Origin of the sequence: Calothrix sp. NIES-2100 (genome assembly GCF_963875285.1) — a bacterium.
Taxonomy (GTDB): Bacteria; Cyanobacteriota; Cyanobacteriia; order Cyanobacteriales; family Nostocaceae; genus Aulosira.
Genome location: NZ_CAWNLA010000001.1, coordinates 100,887 through 119,211, shown reverse-complemented (window position 1 = coordinate 119,211; position 18,325 = coordinate 100,887). Strand labels below are relative to the sequence as shown.

The 18,325-nt window shown below is 42.6% G+C and carries 16 protein-coding genes; 13 read left to right on the top strand and 3 right to left on the bottom strand.

Going from position 1 to position 18,325, the window contains the following annotated elements; genetic code table 11:
• The first annotated feature begins 94 nt into the window (after positions 1-94).
• The gene (locus AACU32_RS00520; RefSeq protein ID WP_096596847.1) at positions 95-1,936 is read left to right on the top strand and encodes an SUMF1/EgtB/PvdO family nonheme iron enzyme; all 1,842 of its coding nucleotides are present in this window, start codon (positions 95-97) and stop codon (positions 1,934-1,936) included.
• Between the two features lie 11 nt (positions 1,937-1,947).
• Here the strand turns inward: AACU32_RS00520 and AACU32_RS00515 are convergent, their stop codons facing one another.
• Both AACU32_RS00515 and cysK read right to left on the bottom strand, forming a co-directional pair.
• Complete coding sequence (locus AACU32_RS00515; protein WP_339377369.1) at positions 1,948-2,169, bottom strand: hypothetical protein; 222 nt, start codon at positions 2,167-2,169, stop codon at positions 1,948-1,950.
• 346 nt (positions 2,170-2,515) lie between these two features.
• The gene (gene cysK / locus AACU32_RS00510) at positions 2,516-3,475 is read right to left on the bottom strand and encodes a cysteine synthase A (RefSeq protein ID WP_096596843.1); all 960 of its coding nucleotides are present in this window, start codon (positions 3,473-3,475) and stop codon (positions 2,516-2,518) included.
• A gap of 1,168 nt (positions 3,476-4,643) precedes the next feature.
• Between cysK and AACU32_RS00505 the strand changes: the two genes are divergently transcribed.
• From AACU32_RS00505 to AACU32_RS00465, 9 genes are all read left to right on the top strand, one after another.
• Entirely contained in the window at positions 4,644-5,072 is a 429-nt protein-coding gene (locus AACU32_RS00505; protein ID WP_096596841.1) for a hypothetical protein, read from the top strand.
• 40 nt (positions 5,073-5,112) lie between these two features.
• On the top strand, positions 5,113-5,403 hold the full coding sequence (locus AACU32_RS00500) for a hypothetical protein (protein ID WP_096596839.1): 291 nt from the start codon (positions 5,113-5,115) through the stop codon (positions 5,401-5,403).
• A 2-nt stretch (positions 5,404-5,405) separates the two neighbouring features.
• A complete protein-coding gene (locus AACU32_RS00495; protein ID WP_096596837.1) occupies positions 5,406-5,717 on the top strand; it encodes a hypothetical protein in 312 nt (103 codons plus the stop codon).
• A 614-nt stretch (positions 5,718-6,331) separates the two neighbouring features.
• Complete coding sequence (locus AACU32_RS00490) at positions 6,332-6,697, top strand: hypothetical protein (protein WP_339377368.1); 366 nt, start codon at positions 6,332-6,334, stop codon at positions 6,695-6,697.
• Positions 6,698-6,744: 47 nt separating this feature from the next.
• On the top strand, positions 6,745-7,746 hold the full coding sequence (locus AACU32_RS00485; protein ID WP_096596834.1) for an LLM class flavin-dependent oxidoreductase: 1,002 nt from the start codon (positions 6,745-6,747) through the stop codon (positions 7,744-7,746).
• Entirely contained in the window at positions 7,739-8,110 is a 372-nt protein-coding gene (locus AACU32_RS00480; protein ID WP_096596832.1) for a hypothetical protein, read from the top strand. Before AACU32_RS00485 ends, AACU32_RS00480 begins: the two co-directional genes overlap by 8 nt.
• Before the next feature lie 127 nt (positions 8,111-8,237).
• The gene (locus AACU32_RS00475; protein ID WP_096596829.1) at positions 8,238-8,942 is read left to right on the top strand and encodes a Uma2 family endonuclease; all 705 of its coding nucleotides are present in this window, start codon (positions 8,238-8,240) and stop codon (positions 8,940-8,942) included.
• A gap of 16 nt (positions 8,943-8,958) precedes the next feature.
• On the top strand, positions 8,959-9,555 hold the full coding sequence (locus tag AACU32_RS00470; RefSeq protein ID WP_096596827.1) for a hypothetical protein: 597 nt from the start codon (positions 8,959-8,961) through the stop codon (positions 9,553-9,555).
• A 237-nt stretch (positions 9,556-9,792) separates the two neighbouring features.
• Positions 9,793-11,040: a bifunctional sterol desaturase/short chain dehydrogenase gene (locus tag AACU32_RS00465; RefSeq protein WP_096596824.1), complete on the top strand. Its 1,248-nt coding sequence runs from the start codon at positions 9,793-9,795 to the stop codon at positions 11,038-11,040.
• Between the two features lie 457 nt (positions 11,041-11,497).
• Here the strand turns inward: AACU32_RS00465 and AACU32_RS00460 are convergent, their stop codons facing one another.
• The gene (locus AACU32_RS00460) at positions 11,498-12,241 is read right to left on the bottom strand and encodes a response regulator transcription factor (RefSeq protein WP_096596822.1); all 744 of its coding nucleotides are present in this window, start codon (positions 12,239-12,241) and stop codon (positions 11,498-11,500) included.
• Positions 12,242-12,395: 154 nt separating this feature from the next.
• Between AACU32_RS00460 and AACU32_RS00455 the strand changes: the two genes are divergently transcribed.
• The 3 genes from AACU32_RS00455 to AACU32_RS00445 all read left to right on the top strand — a co-directional run bounded on the left by AACU32_RS00455 (position 12,396) and on the right by AACU32_RS00445 (position 18,166).
• A complete protein-coding gene (locus tag AACU32_RS00455; RefSeq protein WP_096596819.1) occupies positions 12,396-13,463 on the top strand; it encodes a YheT family hydrolase in 1,068 nt (355 codons plus the stop codon).
• 135 nt (positions 13,464-13,598) lie between these two features.
• Positions 13,599-14,903, top strand: coding sequence for an efflux RND transporter periplasmic adaptor subunit (locus tag AACU32_RS00450; RefSeq protein ID WP_339377366.1), 1,305 nt, complete (start codon positions 13,599-13,601; stop codon positions 14,901-14,903).
• Between the two features lie 17 nt (positions 14,904-14,920).
• Positions 14,921-18,166 (top strand): efflux RND transporter permease subunit, encoded by a 3,246-nt coding sequence (locus AACU32_RS00445; RefSeq protein ID WP_096596817.1) that lies wholly within the window; start codon positions 14,921-14,923, stop codon positions 18,164-18,166.
• Positions 18,167-18,325: the final 159 nt, after the last annotated feature.

Below are 18,325 nucleotides of genomic sequence, written 5' to 3'. Positions count from 1 at the left end.
AATCAGGATTGATACAATATTTTCTAGAAATCTCCTTACCATTATTCAGTAGTAACACCTAAACTGACAAATAAGACGAGCATACCAAGGCAGAATGGCTAAAAATTGGGCGATCGCGATCGGCATTAATCAATACAATAATCTCCAGCACCTCAACTACGCCAAACTAGATGCTCAAGCTATGGGCGATTGGTTTGGGAAGGAAGCCAGATTTGACCAAGTTTTCCTCTTTACTGACGATTCTCCCCCAATTCCCACCAATCCACCTATACCTACTCAGCCGACTTACGGTAACTTGCGGCGATTTTTACGGGCAAACTTTGAAAAGCCATTATTGTCACCAGGGGATAATCTCTGGTTTTTCTTTGCTGGTCATGGTTGTCGAGAAGCTGACCGAGACTATCTTATGCTGATAGATAGCGACCCAGGCGACGTAGAACATACAGCAATTCCTGTTGATTATGTAACCCAAAGATTGCGCCGCAGTGGAGCTGATAATGTAGTGTTATTTTTAGATGCTTGCCGCGATGAAGGCAGCAGGCTGGGAAAGGGTATTGGTGAAGAACATCAGGGAGTAGTCACCTTTTACTCTTGCAGTCCCAGTCAAAAAGCTTATGAAATTGAGCAGTTGCAACATGGCTCATTCACCCAAGCTTTGTTAGAAGGGTTGAGGATAGCAGGTGAAGGAAACTGCGCCACAGTGGAAAGATTGGACAGATATTTAAAATCAAGAGTACCCACAATTAATCAAACACACCGGAAAATTCTGCAAAATCCATATGCTATAGCTGAACCTGCGACAAAATTACACCTAATTTTGTTACCTGACTACGCGACGCTGAATGATATTAACCAATTGAAACTAGATGCTTATCAAGCAGAAGTTAAAGGAGATTGGGAATTAGCCAGACAATTATGGTTGCGGGTGAATGTGGCTGCTAGGGGGTCAGATATCCAGGTAATTGAAGCATTTATCAGAATTGCCAATAAACAGGGAGTTTCTTCAGTACCCCCAACCCCTGAGCCTGTTACTTCATCCAGGGGAGAAAGGTCAGTAACTCCTGAAAACCCAACATTTAACTTCGATGTGGTGACGGTAAATGCTAAAGGTGAGGAAGTTAAACGAGAAAAACGTCAAGCTGAATATTTTACAGAAGACTTAGGTAATGGTGTAACTCTAGAAATGGTTGCAATTCCCAGTGGCAAATTCCTCATGGGTTCACCATCAGGGGAAGGACTTGATGATGAAAAACCTCAGCATCAAGTAACGGTTGAATCATTTTTAATGGGTAAATATCCAGTCACCCAAGCGCAATGGAGAAAAGTAGCCGCATTACCTAAAGTTAACCATGACCTGCAAGCAGAACCATCTAATTTTAAAGGAGACAACCGACCAGTAGAGCAAGTGTCTTGGTATCATGCAGTTGAGTTTTGCTCCCGCCTTTCAAAACATACAAACAAGCAATATCGCCTACCTAGTGAAGCAGAATGGGAATACGCCTGTCGAGCAGGAACAACAACACCATTTCACTTCGGTGAGACAATTACAACTGAGTTAGCCAATTACGATGGCGATTACACTTATGCTTCTGAGCCAAAGGGCAAAGAACGTGAAGAAACAACAGCAGTAGGAAGTTTTCCACCCAATGGCTTTGGATTATACGATATGCACGGGAACGTTTTAGAGTGGTGTCAAGATGATTGGCATAGCAGCTATCAAGAAGCACCAACAGATAGTAGTGCGTGGTTTGATAATGAAAATAACCTTTCTCAAAAACAAGGAATAGCCGTGGTGCGGGGCGGTTCCTGGAACAACACTCCTGAAAACTGTCGTTCCGCGTCTCGCTATGAGAATCTTGAGGCGGAGCGAGACCTCGACATTCTTGACTTTATTAGTTTTCGTGTTGTCTGCGCGTTCGGGAGGATTCTTCAGTAGCCCTTTATGCTTTAGTCCTTTTTCCCTTTACGCTTGTTCTTTTTTCCTTTTAGAGTGTGGCGGAACGATCGCATTTTTTTAATTGGTATAGCATTTGCGACTTGTAAACTAGCATTTGCGACTTTTAAACTAGCATTTGCGACTTTTAAACTAGCATTTGCGACTTTCAAACTAGCATTTGCGACTTTCAAACTAGCATTTACGACTTTCAAACTAGCATTTACGACTTTCAAACTAGCATTTGTGACTTTTAAACTAGCATTTGCGACTTTTAAACTAGCATTTGTGATTCACAAACTAGCATTTGTGATTCGCAAACTAGCTTCACGAGTGATAAACCTGCTAATCTAGACGAATTATCTTAAAAATAAGCGTAAATACCCTGTTTGCTCCTTACTGTGCCTTAAAGGTTATTTTAGCTTCTAAGTAAGTCGGTGAGAAAAATTCAATGTATATGAAAAAATATAAATTATCCGTAGGCTGGAATGTCGCTTAATTAAGCAAAAGTTGAGGCTCAGATCCCCGACTTTTTCAAGAAGTTGGGGATCTGAGCCTCAGTAAGTGCCATTCAAGCGTAGCCTAACGCACTACAGCCGGTTCCACAGTCAAATCTTGAAACATCAACGTACTGAGGTAACGTTCGCCAAAGGAAGGCTGAATCATGACGATGAGCTTTCCGGCATTTTCGGGACGTTTAGCTACCTGAAGCGCCGCACATAAAGCCGCACCGGAGGATATCCCCGATAACAAACCTTCTTCCTTCGCCAACCGTCGCCCAAATACCATCGCCTGTTCATCGCTGACGCGAATCACCTCGTCAACCAATTCCAGCTTGAGAACATCAGGAACAAAGCCAGCGCCAATCCCTTGAATTTTATGTGGCCCAGCTTCCCCACCTGATAATACAGGACTATTGCTCGGTTCAACTGCGATCGCCTGAAAAGTTGGCTTACGTTGTTTGAGTACTTCGGCAATCCCTGTAATTGTCCCACCAGTACCTACCCCAGCAATCACAATATCCACTTCCCCATCCGTATCCGCCCAAATTTCTTCGGCGGTGGTTTCTCGGTGAATTTTGGGATTAGCTGCATTGCGGAACTGTTGCAACATATATGCATTGGGAGTGTTAGCCACAATTTCTTCAGCTTTACGAATTGCTCCCCGCATTCCTTCGGGGCCTGGTGTTAACTCCAAAGTTGCACCATAAGCCCGTAACATCGCCCGTCTTTCGTTGCTCATGGTTTCCGGCATTGTTAAAATCAGACGATAGCCCCGTGCAGCTGCTACCATCGCTAAAGCAATACCTGTATTGCCTGAAGTTGGCTCGACTAAAATAGTTTTTCCTGGCTCGATGAAACCATCAGCTTCCGCCGAAAGTACCATACTCAAGCCAATTCGGTCTTTAACTGAAGCCGCTGGGTTCATTCCTTCGAGTTTGACAACTATCCTCGCTTGTGCGCCTTCGGCTTGGGGAATCTTATTGAGTTCAACTAAAGGAGTTCTTCCAATAAGTTCTGTTACATCTTTAGCAATCCGCATTAATTAACTCCTAAAATTCTAAATCCGGTACAACCCTAGATATTTTTTACTTATAACAGCAAGCTTGGATGTATTTTATTAATAGTTGAGTCTCAGTGAGTGCATGAGGTATGTACTATTACTAAACCACAAAATGGTAACTATGTGAGATAGCTATTGAGAAAATATTCAGATTAATTCAATTCCCAATTCATCGCTTCCCTAATTGGGAATTGAATATTCGGGAATTGCTGACCATGCAGTTTTTAGCAAAAAATCTCGCCATCAGGTTGTATAGAACTCCTAAATGATTTGAATTGTGTATACAGGTTTGTTAACCGTTGACAGTCAACAGTCAACAGTCAACAGCCAAAACCGATATTTTTCACAACTGAAATAGGATTGCTATATTTGTTTGATTTTAAATTTGATTTCCATATTTTTTAGTTTATTAAGAACAAATTGAGTATTTGAGCAAAAATTATTGATTTTTCTCATGACTTTAGATAATGTCAGGGAAAAACTCATTTCTTGAGTACAAATTTTAGCTAGCAAGTAACTCGCAAAAAACCAACCTATAACATCCGTCAGTCCGGCTTTAAGCTTGAGTACAAAAGACCCCGCACCCTAAATCCTAAATACTAGGACATTACTCTAAAAATACTAGTACCTATACCCTAAAAAATTTTTGAATCCCTGATGAAATAAAAGCTCTAGCCTTTGAGTACAACTTTAATAACTTTAATAAATATGATCCCACTCAACTAAACTGCTATTGAGGGAAGCGGCTGATATAAATCGTATAGGATTTACGCAGAGATTCCCCTCTACCCCCCAACATTCCCAGGATAAAACCTGGAGATGAAGGGGGGACTTCTTAACCCCCTAATTATCAACACAAGCAACTACCTTTTATGCTTTTAATGCACCAGCTTTAACCTCAAAAATAAATTATTTCAGTATGATTGAATACTAATTTACAAACAGGTTAATGTTTTTCAACATATTTATGATATTAACTTAATGTTTGCCTTAAACAAGCCTCGTTTAGTAGTTAGTTCAGCATAAACTTACTGAAAATTGATAAATGTTAACTGATAACTTTTTAGATATCAGTTTTGTTTTTGTAACCAAATAACAAAAGTTCTTATCTTACTGGGTGCATACTACCTAGGAAGGGAAAAACAACATGAAAGTCAAGCTTTTAAATGTTCTCACTGTCTGTGTAATTACCTTAGCTGTGCTATCTCCAGCCATATTAGTATTTAGCATAGTTTGGGAACGTCATATAGAGTTAGCAAAAGCACAGAACTCAACTTGTGAATTGAACAATAATACTAAAGCAAATGACTTCTTGTTTTCCCAGAATGAGGGTGTAAATTCCTCTAAAAATCAGGCAAGTATTAACACCTTTCAACCTCAACTAAAAACCCAAACTTTGACGGCTGTAGAACAATATCAACTGGCAACTATGCTCGAATGGTTTTTCTTACTCACACCTATTTGTGTTGGGTTGGGAATTATTGTTTACGACAGGTATCTTGTTTATCGTAATGCTGTTTTTAGAGAACAAGTAGAAATGCTAGAACGCCTGTGGCAGCAAAGTATCGAGCAGTAAGCATTTGCCAATTCACTCCCATTAAATTCACAAAAGTACCATGACAGAAGAACGCCAAGGTTTGTATTTTGATTTAATCGATCAGCTACTTAAATGTCCTAATGGTGAAGAGCCAGATGTTTTAGAAGCAAATCCAGAATTAATTGATGCTGATTTTGTATATGCAGTACTAAAAGTAGCGACTGTATTTGCCCATGAAGGTAATCAAGAAAGTGCCAAATTCTTATTTTTTATCGGGCGTGAATTAGCAAAGCAACTGGGATTATATCCGGAAACTGAAGCGGCAAATTCTGAATCTAATTCTGAACCAGAAGTTTCAACTAAGGAGTAGGAATGCTATTGACTGCAACTGACGCTGGAAACATAGCGTTAGAGTTTCTCATGGCAGAATGGAATATCTCAGAATCCGACAGAGAGTGGTTTATAATTTTAAATTCTCGTCTAATTGGTGAGAGTTGGTACATCGTAGAATTGGGTGTAGCCGGATTTCCTGATCGCTGGTTTATCCAAGTTTATGATAACGGAGCTTGTGACCCAAATTATACATTTATTTCACCGATCCGGGGTTCAGATGGATATATTGACCTCGTAGATTTACCACACCTTGTCGCAGAAGTTTTAGTCTCGGAACGGAATGCTCGGTAATTCGTAATTCGTAATGACGCTCGTTCCTCGCTACCGCTTCGCTAACGTAATTCGTAATTCCAAGGCAGTCACAATTAAATTTTTAATTTAATTAAGACAATTCATCTTGAGGGTGTGTTATGTCTAAAGTTGATGCACATTGAATTCTTGATGATGCTGTAACCTAAGCCATAAGACACCCTAATAATTAGGAATTATCAATTACGAATTCATCTAATCCTGAATTTGTTATAACATCTTTTATTCTTTAGCTTTCTCTTTTTCCAGCGGTCGTAGGGGCGGGTTAAGTGAGATAGTCGTGAATAATGTGATCATATCTGTGAACCCGCCCCTACTGCTTGTGAGAACTGCGCAATGACTCAATATAAATATTTATTTAAGGTGATATTTAATTAAATATCACCTTTTTTATATAGCTGTAGCCAGATAGATTAGGACATCAAGCTAAGATTAAACCCTGACGATAAAACGCTTTCAAGTCAGTCAACCATCAACAGTCAACAGTCAACAGCTATATATTTTGAATAGCCGGGTAAATATTTAATATTTCTTACCAAAGAAGTAGCACCAAATGTCAGCTTTGAATGACAAATGTATGTTATATTAATATCGTGATGAACGCTACAGAAATATCAATTGCTATGATTGCCGAAGACATCCTAGCCAAAGAATTTAAAAGAGTCGTCAATCACTATTACCCCAGCGTTGGAGAATTACTTGATAATTGTTATGTGAAGGTAATTACCTGTTTTTGGGGAAGGCCTGCTAGACGATTACAGTATATAGGGATTTATTGTTCTGACGAAATACTTCCCCTTGTACAAGGCAAAAAAGAGGTACTTAGAGAAATAGCAGATAATATGGGACTAGTTCAGGTAGTGTGTATGAATGCAGGGCGATTGCTACGCGATCCGATGTCGAAGTTAAAGCAGAACAATCCGCGCCTATGGTTAGAGTTACATTGGGTTGCTGCATCTTAAAATAGCGAGTACCTGCGGTAGGCACAAAGTGCCAACGCCAACCAAAAATGAAAACAGGACTTTTCTGCAATTACGATAATTATCATCAGGATGCCCGCCGTGCCATCTTAGAACAAGTTGCATTGGTAAAAGAGGCAGAAAGCCTAGGCTTTGAAGAAGCTTGGGTGAGTGAGCATCATTTTAGTGAATCCAATCTTAGCCCATCGATGTTGCTGTTAATGGCACATTTAGCAGCCTTAACTTCAACGATCCAACTAGGCACAGCTGCGGTGTTACTGCCGTTTTATAACCCAATTCGGGTAGCGGAAGACATAGCCACTTTGGATAATTTGTGCAATGGCAGATTGTTATTTGGGATTGCCAAAGGCGGGCCATTTCCCGAACAAAACAAACATTTTGCCACACCAATGGGAGAATCTCGTGCCCAGATGCTAGAGGCGATCGCATTGATTGAGAAGCTTTTATATGAAACAGATGTATCATTTAATGGGCAATTTTATCAATGCGATCGCCTGAGTGTTTACCCAAAACCATTGCAACGACAAATTCCCGTATATGTAGCCAGTGGAGATGATGACGGTATAGGGTTTGCCGCCAAACATTCCTTTGGTTTAATGGGGGGGCCACCATTTTCTCTGCCCAGATTGCGGAATACTGTTGCTAAATACCGTGCCTTAAATTCTAGTGGTTCCGAAAACCTAATACTGACTCGTTTCTTTTATGTTGCCAGGACATACGACGAAGCAGTAACAGAGGCGTTGCCTTTCATCCGCAAATTCAGCCAGAAAATGACAGCAAATGCAGCTGTCGTCATGCAGAAAAGTTCTACCGGACATAAACCATTTGATCGCACCAATATTTGTTTTGAAGAAGACTATTTAATTGAAAACTCAATTATTGGTGATGTCAAAACCTGTCGAGACAAAATCAAATTATTTCAGGATGAATTAAATCTAGGCACGCTGGCACTCAAACCCTCATCATGTGATTTGCAAAAAAACCTGGAGAGTTTGACGCGCTATAACCAAGAGGTGCGGAATTATGTCTAAATTACCCTTGCTGCCTCCAGATGATTTACCGCCAACGGAAATCACAAAAATGGATGGCATGTTGCATCTGGAACTGGAACAATCGATTGGCAGATGCTTTTATCAAGCCTGCGATCGCATTACGCAAGCATTATTAGCTCAATGCCAATGGTATCTCACAAGTAATAGTACTACCTTGATGCTGATTATTGACTGCCCTGATATAGTTTCTTACTGGCATATAGTCAGCAATATTCCCCAACTGGGCAACAGATTAGAACGGTTTACTACTAACGCCAAAATCCGCGTTTATCCCCCATTTGGTAAAGGTGGGCCGTTTGAAATTAGCGTCAATGAAATCTCTGCTTATCGCGATTGGATTTAATTAAGACAGGGAGATATGGGGACGCGGGGACACGGGGAAAATTTTCTTTGCGTCCCCGCGTCTTATATTCACCCCGTCTGCTTCGCCACCTATAATAAAAGAACTCAACGCCAGCGAGACAACGGTTATGTCCTCACCCGATCTCAAAAATGCGTTACCAAGTACTGATGAATTGCCTTGCAGTGACGATACACCAGTGGATAACGTAGACCGAAGGGCTTGGCGAAGCCTAGATCAGAATTTTTTGCCCAATGTTTTACTTTTCTTACTCAACACAATTTGGGCCAAGCGGATGGATTGGTACTTTGGTGTAGACATGGCTGTGTATCACACCACAGGGGTGAATCCGAGAGTACCTGTAGTCCCAGATGCGTTTTTGAGTGTAGGCGTAGAACGCAAAAAAGGTGGTAAATCGCGCACAAGTTATGCAGTCTGGGAAGAAAACGAAATTGTACCCATACTCACACTAGAAATGGTATCGCAGACACCAGGGGGCGAATACGATGAGAAAATGGCGATATATGCCAAACTGGGTGTGTTGTATTATGTGATTTACAATCGCGAATTTTGGCGACGTGACCAACATCAACCGTTTGAAGTGTATAAGTTGGTGAATGGAAACTATCAATTACAGATAGGTGAACCCTACTGGATGAGCGAAATCAGTTTAGGAATTGGACGATACCAAGGTATAGTAGCTGGTATTCCTCAAGAATTATTGTCTTGGTATGATGAAAATGGCGATCGCTATTTGACAGCCGAAGAACGTGCGGAAAAATTAGCACAGTATTTACGCTCTGTTGGTATCGATCCTGAGAATCTACCTAGTTAGTAAGCAGGATTGAAGTATGCCTTATAGTGAGTTTACACTCCGCCGTGTAAAACAAGATTTTAACTTGACTATATTAGAGCAACCGACTTTTTTAAATAATCCTCAGTCTATTGAACCTAGTGCATTTTTGGCATCATTTCTAGAAAAATATTTACCGCTGGCTTTAGCCCTGAACACTGAAAAAGCTCGCTCAGAAATGCTTATATGTCCGATCCTGTTAGAAGTAAAAGAAATTCTTCAACAGAAAATTAGCCTATTTTCGGGTAATGACTTTACTATAGATCCTGTTTTAGGACTGAGTGGTGTTTGCGACTTTTTGATCAGTCTTTCTCCCGAACAGTTATTTATCGAAGCACCTGCGGTAGTTGTCGTGGAAGCTAAACGTGAAGATCTCAATAGTGGATTAGGTCAATGTGTAGCCGAAATGATTGCTGTACAACGTTTTAACGAACAGAACCATCAAACCCTAGCTGTGATTTATGGAACTGTGACCACAGGCGATCGCTGGAAATTTCTTAAACTAGAAGGTCAAACTGTTACCATTGGATTATTGGAGTATACTATTCCTCCTGTAGACAAAATCCTTGGTATTTTGGTGAGTTTTGTTCGTTAATTTTGAAGAAGACACGGAGACGCGAGGACAATACCCAATAAATTTGTAGTGCGTTCGCGTAGCGTGTCCGAAGGACAAACGTCTCGCTCGCTGATGTGCAAAAGCGAGCAATAGCATAAATATTGGTAATAGTCAAGGTAATGCAGTTTAATTTTCCTGTACTGGAAAACTCGACCTGAAAGCATTCTTATTAGATCATGAAGAATGATTACAGACAACGAGTAAAAAACAATTACGATGAATTTCTTAACTAAAGGCTGGGCTGGGATTGAAGGCCAATTCCAAATTAATTGGGATTTGCTCAATACCTGCTTGCAATTTACGCTTTGGGGAATATTCTCGCTGCTGTTGGCTGAGGTAGTCAGAGATAGCTATCACGCCTTGTGTCACCAGTTTACTTGGCTGAGTAAATGGCACAACAAGCACCACATGGCATATCGCCGAGATTTATCGATAGTTTCCCCAAAAATTTACCAAGAATCCCAGCTATATAACGACATTGTCGAGTCGAGTATACTGGTAGTTATCGTCACAATAGTTGCTTTGTTGCTCAACCAAATGGGTTTTTGGTTAGGAGTAGCCTATGCTTTTACCTTCTTATATGGTGCGTCTCGAAGATATTTCCTAGGGAAAATTGACACCGATTACACCCATCTTCCTGGGCCCTTAGAAACTATTCCATCAGCTTGGTGGGTGAATCGGTCTTATCACTGGCGTCATCATTTTGATGATGTTAACGCTTACTACAGCGGTGTATTTCCCTTAGTAGATACCATATTAGGAACCGGGCTGTCCCTGAAGGGTAAAACCATCGCTTTAACTGGCGCTTCCGGTACTTTAGGGCAAGCATTAGCGGCTGAACTGCTCAAGCATAATGCTAAGGTTGTAGCATTAACTACTCATCCAGAAAAATTACAGGTGCAAGATAAGCTAGCGGTCATTTCTTGGCAATTGGGTAATGAAGCGGATTTGAGAAATAGTTTAGAGAAAGTCGATATTTTGATTCTCAATCACGGAATCAATGTCTATACTAGCCGGACACCAGAGGCAATTAACTCTTCTTATGAAGTCAATACTTTTTCCACGTTGCGGCTGATGGATATATTTATATCAACTGTGACAGGGCCACAATCAAAAGCAACTAAAGAAATTTGGGTAAACACTTCTGAGGCTGAAGTATCTCCGGCTTTGAGTCCCCTTTATGAACTAAGCAAACGCGCCTTAGGTGAGATTGTGACGCTGAAGCGTTTGGATGGGGATTGTATAATTCGCAAGTTAATTTTAGGGCCGTTTAAAAGTCAACTCAATCCTTATGGAGTCATGTCAGCCCAGCAAGTAGCTAGTGCCATACTGTTTTTAGCAAAACGAGACTTCCGCAATATTGTTGTGACGATAAATCCTTTAACATATCTACTTTTTCCGGTGAAAGAAACTAGCACTTGGCTGTACTATCAAATTTTCAGCAAGAAAGCTAAGAATGAATAATATTTCTTAATGCATGAATGCGTGAATTTTGAATTATTTCGCCGCTTGCTTCCTCTTTCATTCAGAAAAAATCAAAAAATAACCCTCTTCTTTCACTTTTAGCAGATAAAAATCATACTCTGGAGTTTTAGCATTTTATTACCAACAAAAAAGCTAAAACTTTGATTAATAGATAACAGTCTTGGTAAATCAGGGTTTGAGATTATATCTGGGGATGGTGATGAAGAGGGTTGATAACGTTAGTTAGGTAAATACAAGTATCAAAAGATATCAGCGCCTGAAAATGGTGAAATACTGGCTAGGAGTTATGGTTGGGTTTGAGCAAATGAAGAGCTGAACTACAAGCAGTATTTGCTAATTTGATACCAATTTCAGACACAGTATCCTATTGGCACTCACTAACTTTGACAGAACAGAGTGCCAATTTATGGCTCAGGTAAAAGAACTTATCCTGATTTTATTCCACAACTGATGTTGAAGCTCCTTCAGCAGATGGAGGGACGCTTGGTAACTCCAGACAATATCCAGCACCGTATACTGTTTTGATATAGCGGGGATGGCGGGGGTCTGGTTCGAGTTTTGTTCTGAGGTGGCGAATATGTACTCGAATGGTTTCAATGTCGTCATCTGGGTCGTAGCCCCAAACTTCCCGGAGGATTTCGCTAGGAGAAACTGTCTGTCCGTGGCGCTGGAGTAAGCAATGAAGTAACTCAAATTCCAAGTGAGTCAGTTTTACGGTCTCATGAAACCAGATGGCCTCAAATCTTTCGGGAACAAGGGTCAGTGGGCCATAATTGAGAATCTCACTGTGCTTTGCTGCTTGAGGAATACGGTCTGTGCGCCGCAACAGTGCGCGCACTCGTGCCAGCATTTCTTCAACTTCAAAGGGTTTGGTAAGATAGTCGTCGGCTCCGGCGTTGAAGCCTTCCACTTTATCTTGAGTTTGGCTTAAAGCCGTCAACATTAACACGGGAATCTCAGATGTCCGCTCATCCCGACGCAGGCGCTGACAAACGGTAAAGCCATCAACCCTGGGCAACATTAAGTCCAGCATAATCAAGTCTGGTTGTAGCTGGAGAGCTAAAGCCTGACCTTTGATCCCGTCTTCTGCTTGACTAACATCGTAGCCAGCCATTTCCAAGTTGACGGCAACGAGTTCTGAAATTGCTGGGTCATCGTCTATGACAAGAATCCTCGGCATTCTTAAAAAATTATTACTACTTATTAAGGATAAATAAGAACCTTTGGTAGATACAAAGATTTCTGTATTGATTATAAAAAAGAATTGAAATCTAACATAAAGCTTAAGATAACAAGATTGAGAAATCTTTCTTAGAGTACACTACATTCTCTATATGATGTGTTTCCCCCCCTACAATCCGGCTTTTTTACTAAAAAATGGTGTGGCTATGACTGTATACACCGCTTTGTGGGGAAGCCGTTATTGGCAAAATACAATTCAACATCCAGAGCCGAAATACCATAAAACAGTCGTAAATGGTGGGCACGGTGTGCCAATTTTTTGTTGGGTGGCAATACCAGAAAAAGCTCGCGGTACGATTATTGCCACCTATGGGATTACAGGAGAGTTAGGTAGGGAATGGTTTTTGAGACTCTTCGGACGTAAAGCTTACGCCGCCGGGTATGCTGTGATGTTATTTGATTGGCGCGGCCACGGTAAGACAGCAGAATTATCGCCGACTTTGACATCCGATGGCTTGTATGAAGGAGAAGATTTTGTCTGCTTAGCCGCCGCCGCTGCATCGATGGGCTGTCCAAAGCAATTTTGGTTTGTGGGGTTTTCTTTGGGTGGACAATTGGCGCTGTGGGGGCAAAAAGCGGCGATGGATTTAACTAGCAGCGATCGCGATTTAGGAATAAAATTCAGCGACATTGGCGGGAGTGCGGTGATTTGTCCGAATTTGGATTCGGTGCGATCGCTATCTTATTTAGTTAAAGACCCCTTTGGCAGATATTTCGAGGCAGCAATTACTAAAAATTTGAAAAAACTAGCTTGGCGAATACATGACGCTCACCCTGGTAGCCTTGACCCGGAAGCGATTCAACGGGCAAACAGTATCTGGAATTTTGACAAGGAATTAGTAATTGAGCGATTGGGTTTTCCCTCTGTAGAAGCTTATTACCAAGCCAGCAGTGCTTTACCATTACTGCCTCATCTTTCAAAGCCGACTTTGATCGTATATGCCGCTGATGACCCTTTTTTTCACCCAGCTATCATCCCGGAATTAGAATCTGCTAGTAAGAGCAATCCGATGATAGATTTACTACTCACCCGTTACGGTGGACATATTGGCTATTTAAATAGTAAAGCAGGTCAACGCCAAGCACAAGATCCAGACCCTTGGTGGGCATGGAATCGAGTTTTACAGTGGATTGAACACCAGCGATTGTCCCACCCTTGAGAAGAAAATTTTCCTACTGAGGTTGGAAGATTTGTGATTGAGACTGGCTAATAATTGATTGTTCAGCTCTAGCTAATAAGTAAGTTCCGATCTTACGTCTAGTTGATTGTGCTTGGGCAGTTGAAGGGTGAGGCAATGGAAACTCCTAAAATTAGTAATTCCGCTTTCAGAAGGCTTTCAGGACAGCAGGGGCTGTTGGTAGGCTTGGGGCTGGGTCTCGTCTTAGCTATTGGCGGGATGACTATGTTTTCACGTTTTGGAGGGCGTTCAACTGCTCCCACGCAAACTGCTCCCGCCGCAAATGCAAAAAACTCGGCATTACCGGTGCAAGTTCAGCAAGTTGGCACTAGTACGACCGAAGAAAGTTCCGATTTTGTGGGAGCCTTAGAAGCGCAGCAAAAAGTCACGCTACAACCGCAAATTCAGGGGCGAATTGAAAATATTCTCGTGTCTAGTGGTCAGCGGGTGCAGAAGGGAACACCCATCGCATCTTTGAGTTTAGATCAGACTCAGGCAAATGTCGCCAGTTCCATTGCACAGTCCAGTGCCGCACAAGCAGGGTTAAAAACGGCTCAAGCACAGCTACAACAAGCCCAGGCGCAGCGTACTAAGGTGGCTGCAAATCTTCAGCTTCAACAAACCCAATTTAACCGCACCCAACAATTAGTGAGTGAAGGAGCCCAGGCAAAACAAGAGTTAGATGTTGCCAGGAATAATGTCCAAGCGGCGATCGCGGATTTACAAGCCGCAGATAAAGAAGTTACAGCCGCTAATGCCGGGATTCGGCAAGCCCAAGCCAATATCCGCGCAGCCCAAGCAGGTACAGCGGCTGCCCAAGTCAATGTAAATCAGAAACGAGTGGTATCACCGATTACTGGCGTAGTCGGTGAATTTCCTGTCAAAATTGGCGATTATGTCAGCACTGGACAAACAATCACCACAATTATCCAAAATGATGCACTGGATCTGAATCTTTCTGTGCCTTCAAATCGCTTGAAGCAACTGCGAATTGGCTTACCCGTGCAGTTAGTCGATCCCACCACACAGAAAGTCATCGGCACTGGTACGGTTAACTATATTTCGCCAACGGTCAGTTCTAATCAGCAGTCGATTTTGAGCAAGGCACGCTTTGCCAATTCTCAAGGGCGATTGCGCGATGGGCAATACGTTCAAGGGCGGATCATTTGGAATCGACAACCAGGAATATTAATTCCTACCGTCGCCATTTCTCGGATTGGTGGACAAAGTTTTGTCTTTGTCACAGAAAATACAACTGTCAATGGCAAACCGCAGCAAATTGTGCATCAGCGTTTAGTGCGTCTCGGCGATCTTCAAGGGCCCAATTATCAAGTTCTTGATGGACTCAAAGTCGGTGAAACCATTGTTACCTCTGGCATTCTCAAACTGCGAGAAGGCACACCCATTCAACCCCAATCGTAAATCCAGGACACTCGATCATGTCGATCGCCAATACCTTTATCAAACGCCCGGTGCTAACTACCGTTTGTACCTTAGTGATTCTGATTGTGGGGTGCGTGTGTATTCCCCTACTACCACTCAATTACTTGCCAGATATTGCCCCGATTCGCGTTCAAATATCAGCGAATTATACCGGGGCGGATGTCGCCACTGTTGAAAGTGCAGTCACAACAACGTTAGAGCGGCAAATTAACGGTGTCGAGGGAATGCAGTACATGACCTCGAACAGTTCAGCGGGAAGTAGTCAAATCTCAGTATATTTTGGGTCACAAACTGATAAAAATATCGACCAGGTGAACGTGCAAAATCGCATCGCTAGGGCGACACCACGCTTGCCAACGAGTGTGCAACAACTTGGAGTGACAGCACAAACGGCTTCCACAAGCATTTTGTTAGTCTATACGTTTTATGCAGAAAATAATGAGTATGATCCGCTATTTATAAGTAACTATATTGACTTGAATTTACGAGATCAACTGCTGCGAACGCCAGGAGTTGGCGATTTGACAATTTTTGGGGAAAAGCGGTATGCAATGCGGCTGTGGCTCGATCCCAATGCCTTAGCGAGTCGGCAATTAACCGTAGCAGATGTAGCAACAGCATTGCGATCGCAAAACATTCTCGCTGGAGCCGGTACTTTAGGTCAAGCGCCCATACCCCCAGGTCAAAGTTATGAAATTCCCCTGCGGGTAAATGGTCAGTTTCAAAATGCATCGCAATTTGAGAACCTGGTGATTAAAGCCGGTAGTAATGGTAATTTAATTAAACTCAAAGATGTGGGTCGTGCGGAACTCGGCTCGGAGACTTACGCCAGCAATGCGAGAAATAATGCTAAGCCAGCGATTGGTCTTGCAATTTATCAGTCACCAGGAAGTAATGCGCTGGATGTGGCGAAAAACATTGAAGCGCAGATGGACGAACTAAGTAAAGACTTTCCACCGGGATTAAAAACCAAAATTGTCTACGATACCGTTGGGTTTGTGCAAGCTTCCCTGGAAGAAGTGGTGAAAACCCTAGCCGAAGCGATCGCTTTGGTGGTATTGGTAATTTTTCTGTTTCTCCAAGACTGGCGCGCCACTGTTATTCCCATTGTGGCGATTCCGGTTTCCCTAGTCGGCGCATTAGCATTTGCTTACATATTTAAATTTTCACTCAATAATTTAACTTTATTTGGCTTAATCTTAGCCACAGGGTTAGTAGTTGATGATGCCATTATCGTTGTCGAAGCGATCGCCCGCAAAATTGAACAGGGAGTTAGACCATTACAAGCTTCCTTTGAAGCAATGGAGGAACTGACTGGTGCAGTGGTTGCAACATCCCTGGTGTTGATGGCGGTGTTTATTCCGGTAGCATTTTTCCCCGGTTCCACCGGTAAAATGTATCAGCAATTCGCCTTAGTAATTGCCTTCTCCATCGCCATTTCAACATTTAACGCGCTGTCCTTCAGTCCCAGTATGGCGGCGATTTTACTCCGTCCGCCCCAACCCAAACGCGGCCCATTGGGCTGGTTTTTCAACAAATTTAATCAAATCTTGCAATGGATTATTGACCGGTTTTTAGCGATCGTCAATTTTTTAATTCGCCTGCGTTACGCTGTCGTAGCATTGTTTGTTGTGGGTTTAGCTGGGACTTATTTTATGTTCACCCATGTCCCCACAGGATTTGTCCCCAATGAAGACCAGGGGATTGTCTTAGGCATTATTCAAGGCCCGGATGGAGTCGCCCTCAACTATACAGATGAAGTAATTACCAAACTTGAACAAATTCTGCAAAAAGAACCAGAAATTGAGAACGTTTTTGCGACTTCGGGATTTGGTTTTGCTGGTAGCGGCTCAAATCGCGGTGTATTCTTTGCCAAGCTGAAACCTTGGGAGGAACGTACTAAAACAGAGCAAAGCGCTTCGGCAATTTTAGGGCGAATTAATGGCGCATTTCAAACCATCCCAGATGCGATTATCACCGCAGTCAATCCGCCACCAATTCAAGGTTTTAGTACTTTGGGCGGATTTGAGTTACAGTTGGAAGACCGCACCAACGGGCGATTGACAATTGATGACTTTTTTGCAAATGCCCAAGCGGTGATCGCCCAAGCAAACCAACAACCAGCCCTAGGTGGTGGCGTATTTACGCAGTTTACCGCCAGTACACCCCAGTTTCAAGTTGACTTCGATCGCAATCGTTTAGAAGCGCTCAACGTCGATTTTCAGCAAGCTGTTAACACCTTAGGCGCTGCGATTGGCTCGCAATATGTCAACGATTTTACTCTGGGACAGCAGAGCTATCGCGTTTATGTGCAAGCTGATGGCAACTATCGGCGATCGCCAAATGATATAAATCAGCTGTATGTGCGATCGGCAAATAATCAAATGGTGCGATTGAGTGAAGTAGCAAAACTCACACCCATTACAGGCCCAGCCGTCATCTCTCATTACAACGGCTTCCGTGCTATTAGTATCCAAGGTAGAGAAGCACAGGGTTACAGTAGCGGACAAGCGATCCAGTCAATGCAGCAAGCAGTCACCGCCGCAGCCATACCAGGCGTTGGTAGCGATTGGACAGGAACCGCCCGGGAAGAATTATCCGCAGGTAACTTGGGGATTCTAATTTTTGGCTTCGGGATCATTATGGTGTTTCTCACCCTAGCTGCGCAGTATGAAAGTTATGTTGACCCCGCAATTATTTTGTTAACTGTACCTTTAGCGTTGTTAGGTGCGTTAAGTGCCCTATCGTTGCGCGGTTTGGTGAACGATGTCTACGCCAACGTAGCGTTGGTAATGTTAATCGGACTCGCCTCTAAAAACGCGATTTTGATTGTGGAGTTTGCTAACCAAGCCTATGAACAAGGGATGACAATTCCCAAAGCAGCCTTGACAGCAGCCCAAGAACGATTTCGCCCAATCGTCATGACTTCATCTGCGTCATTGCTGGGATTTTTCCCCCTGGTTGTCGCCTCAGGCGCAGGTTCAGCCTCGCGCTGGTCGTTGGGAACGGCGTTATTTGGGGGGCTACTGGTAGCAACAGTTTTGAGTTTGCTGATTGTTCCAGTGCTGTATGTGATTATCAAGAATTTGGAAGAACGCTTCTTAAAGCGCAAACCTTCCCATCAAACTAAAAAGTCTACCGCCGATAGACAGGACGAAGAACAAACAACAGCGATCGCTCAATCACAATCGGCTGCGGTGGGAACTCAAACCGGCGGCGATCGCCCATCGAATGATTCCTGATAAAAAACCACCCATGAAAACAGATACAGCGTTTTTTAGGTAAATAAAGTATACAGGTAGGGGCACAACAATGTTGTGCCCTTACAATTATCTGTACTTCACCAAGTAGCAATCTGCTACAAGCCTTTAACACTTGTGAGCGAGCCTTTAATACTCGTG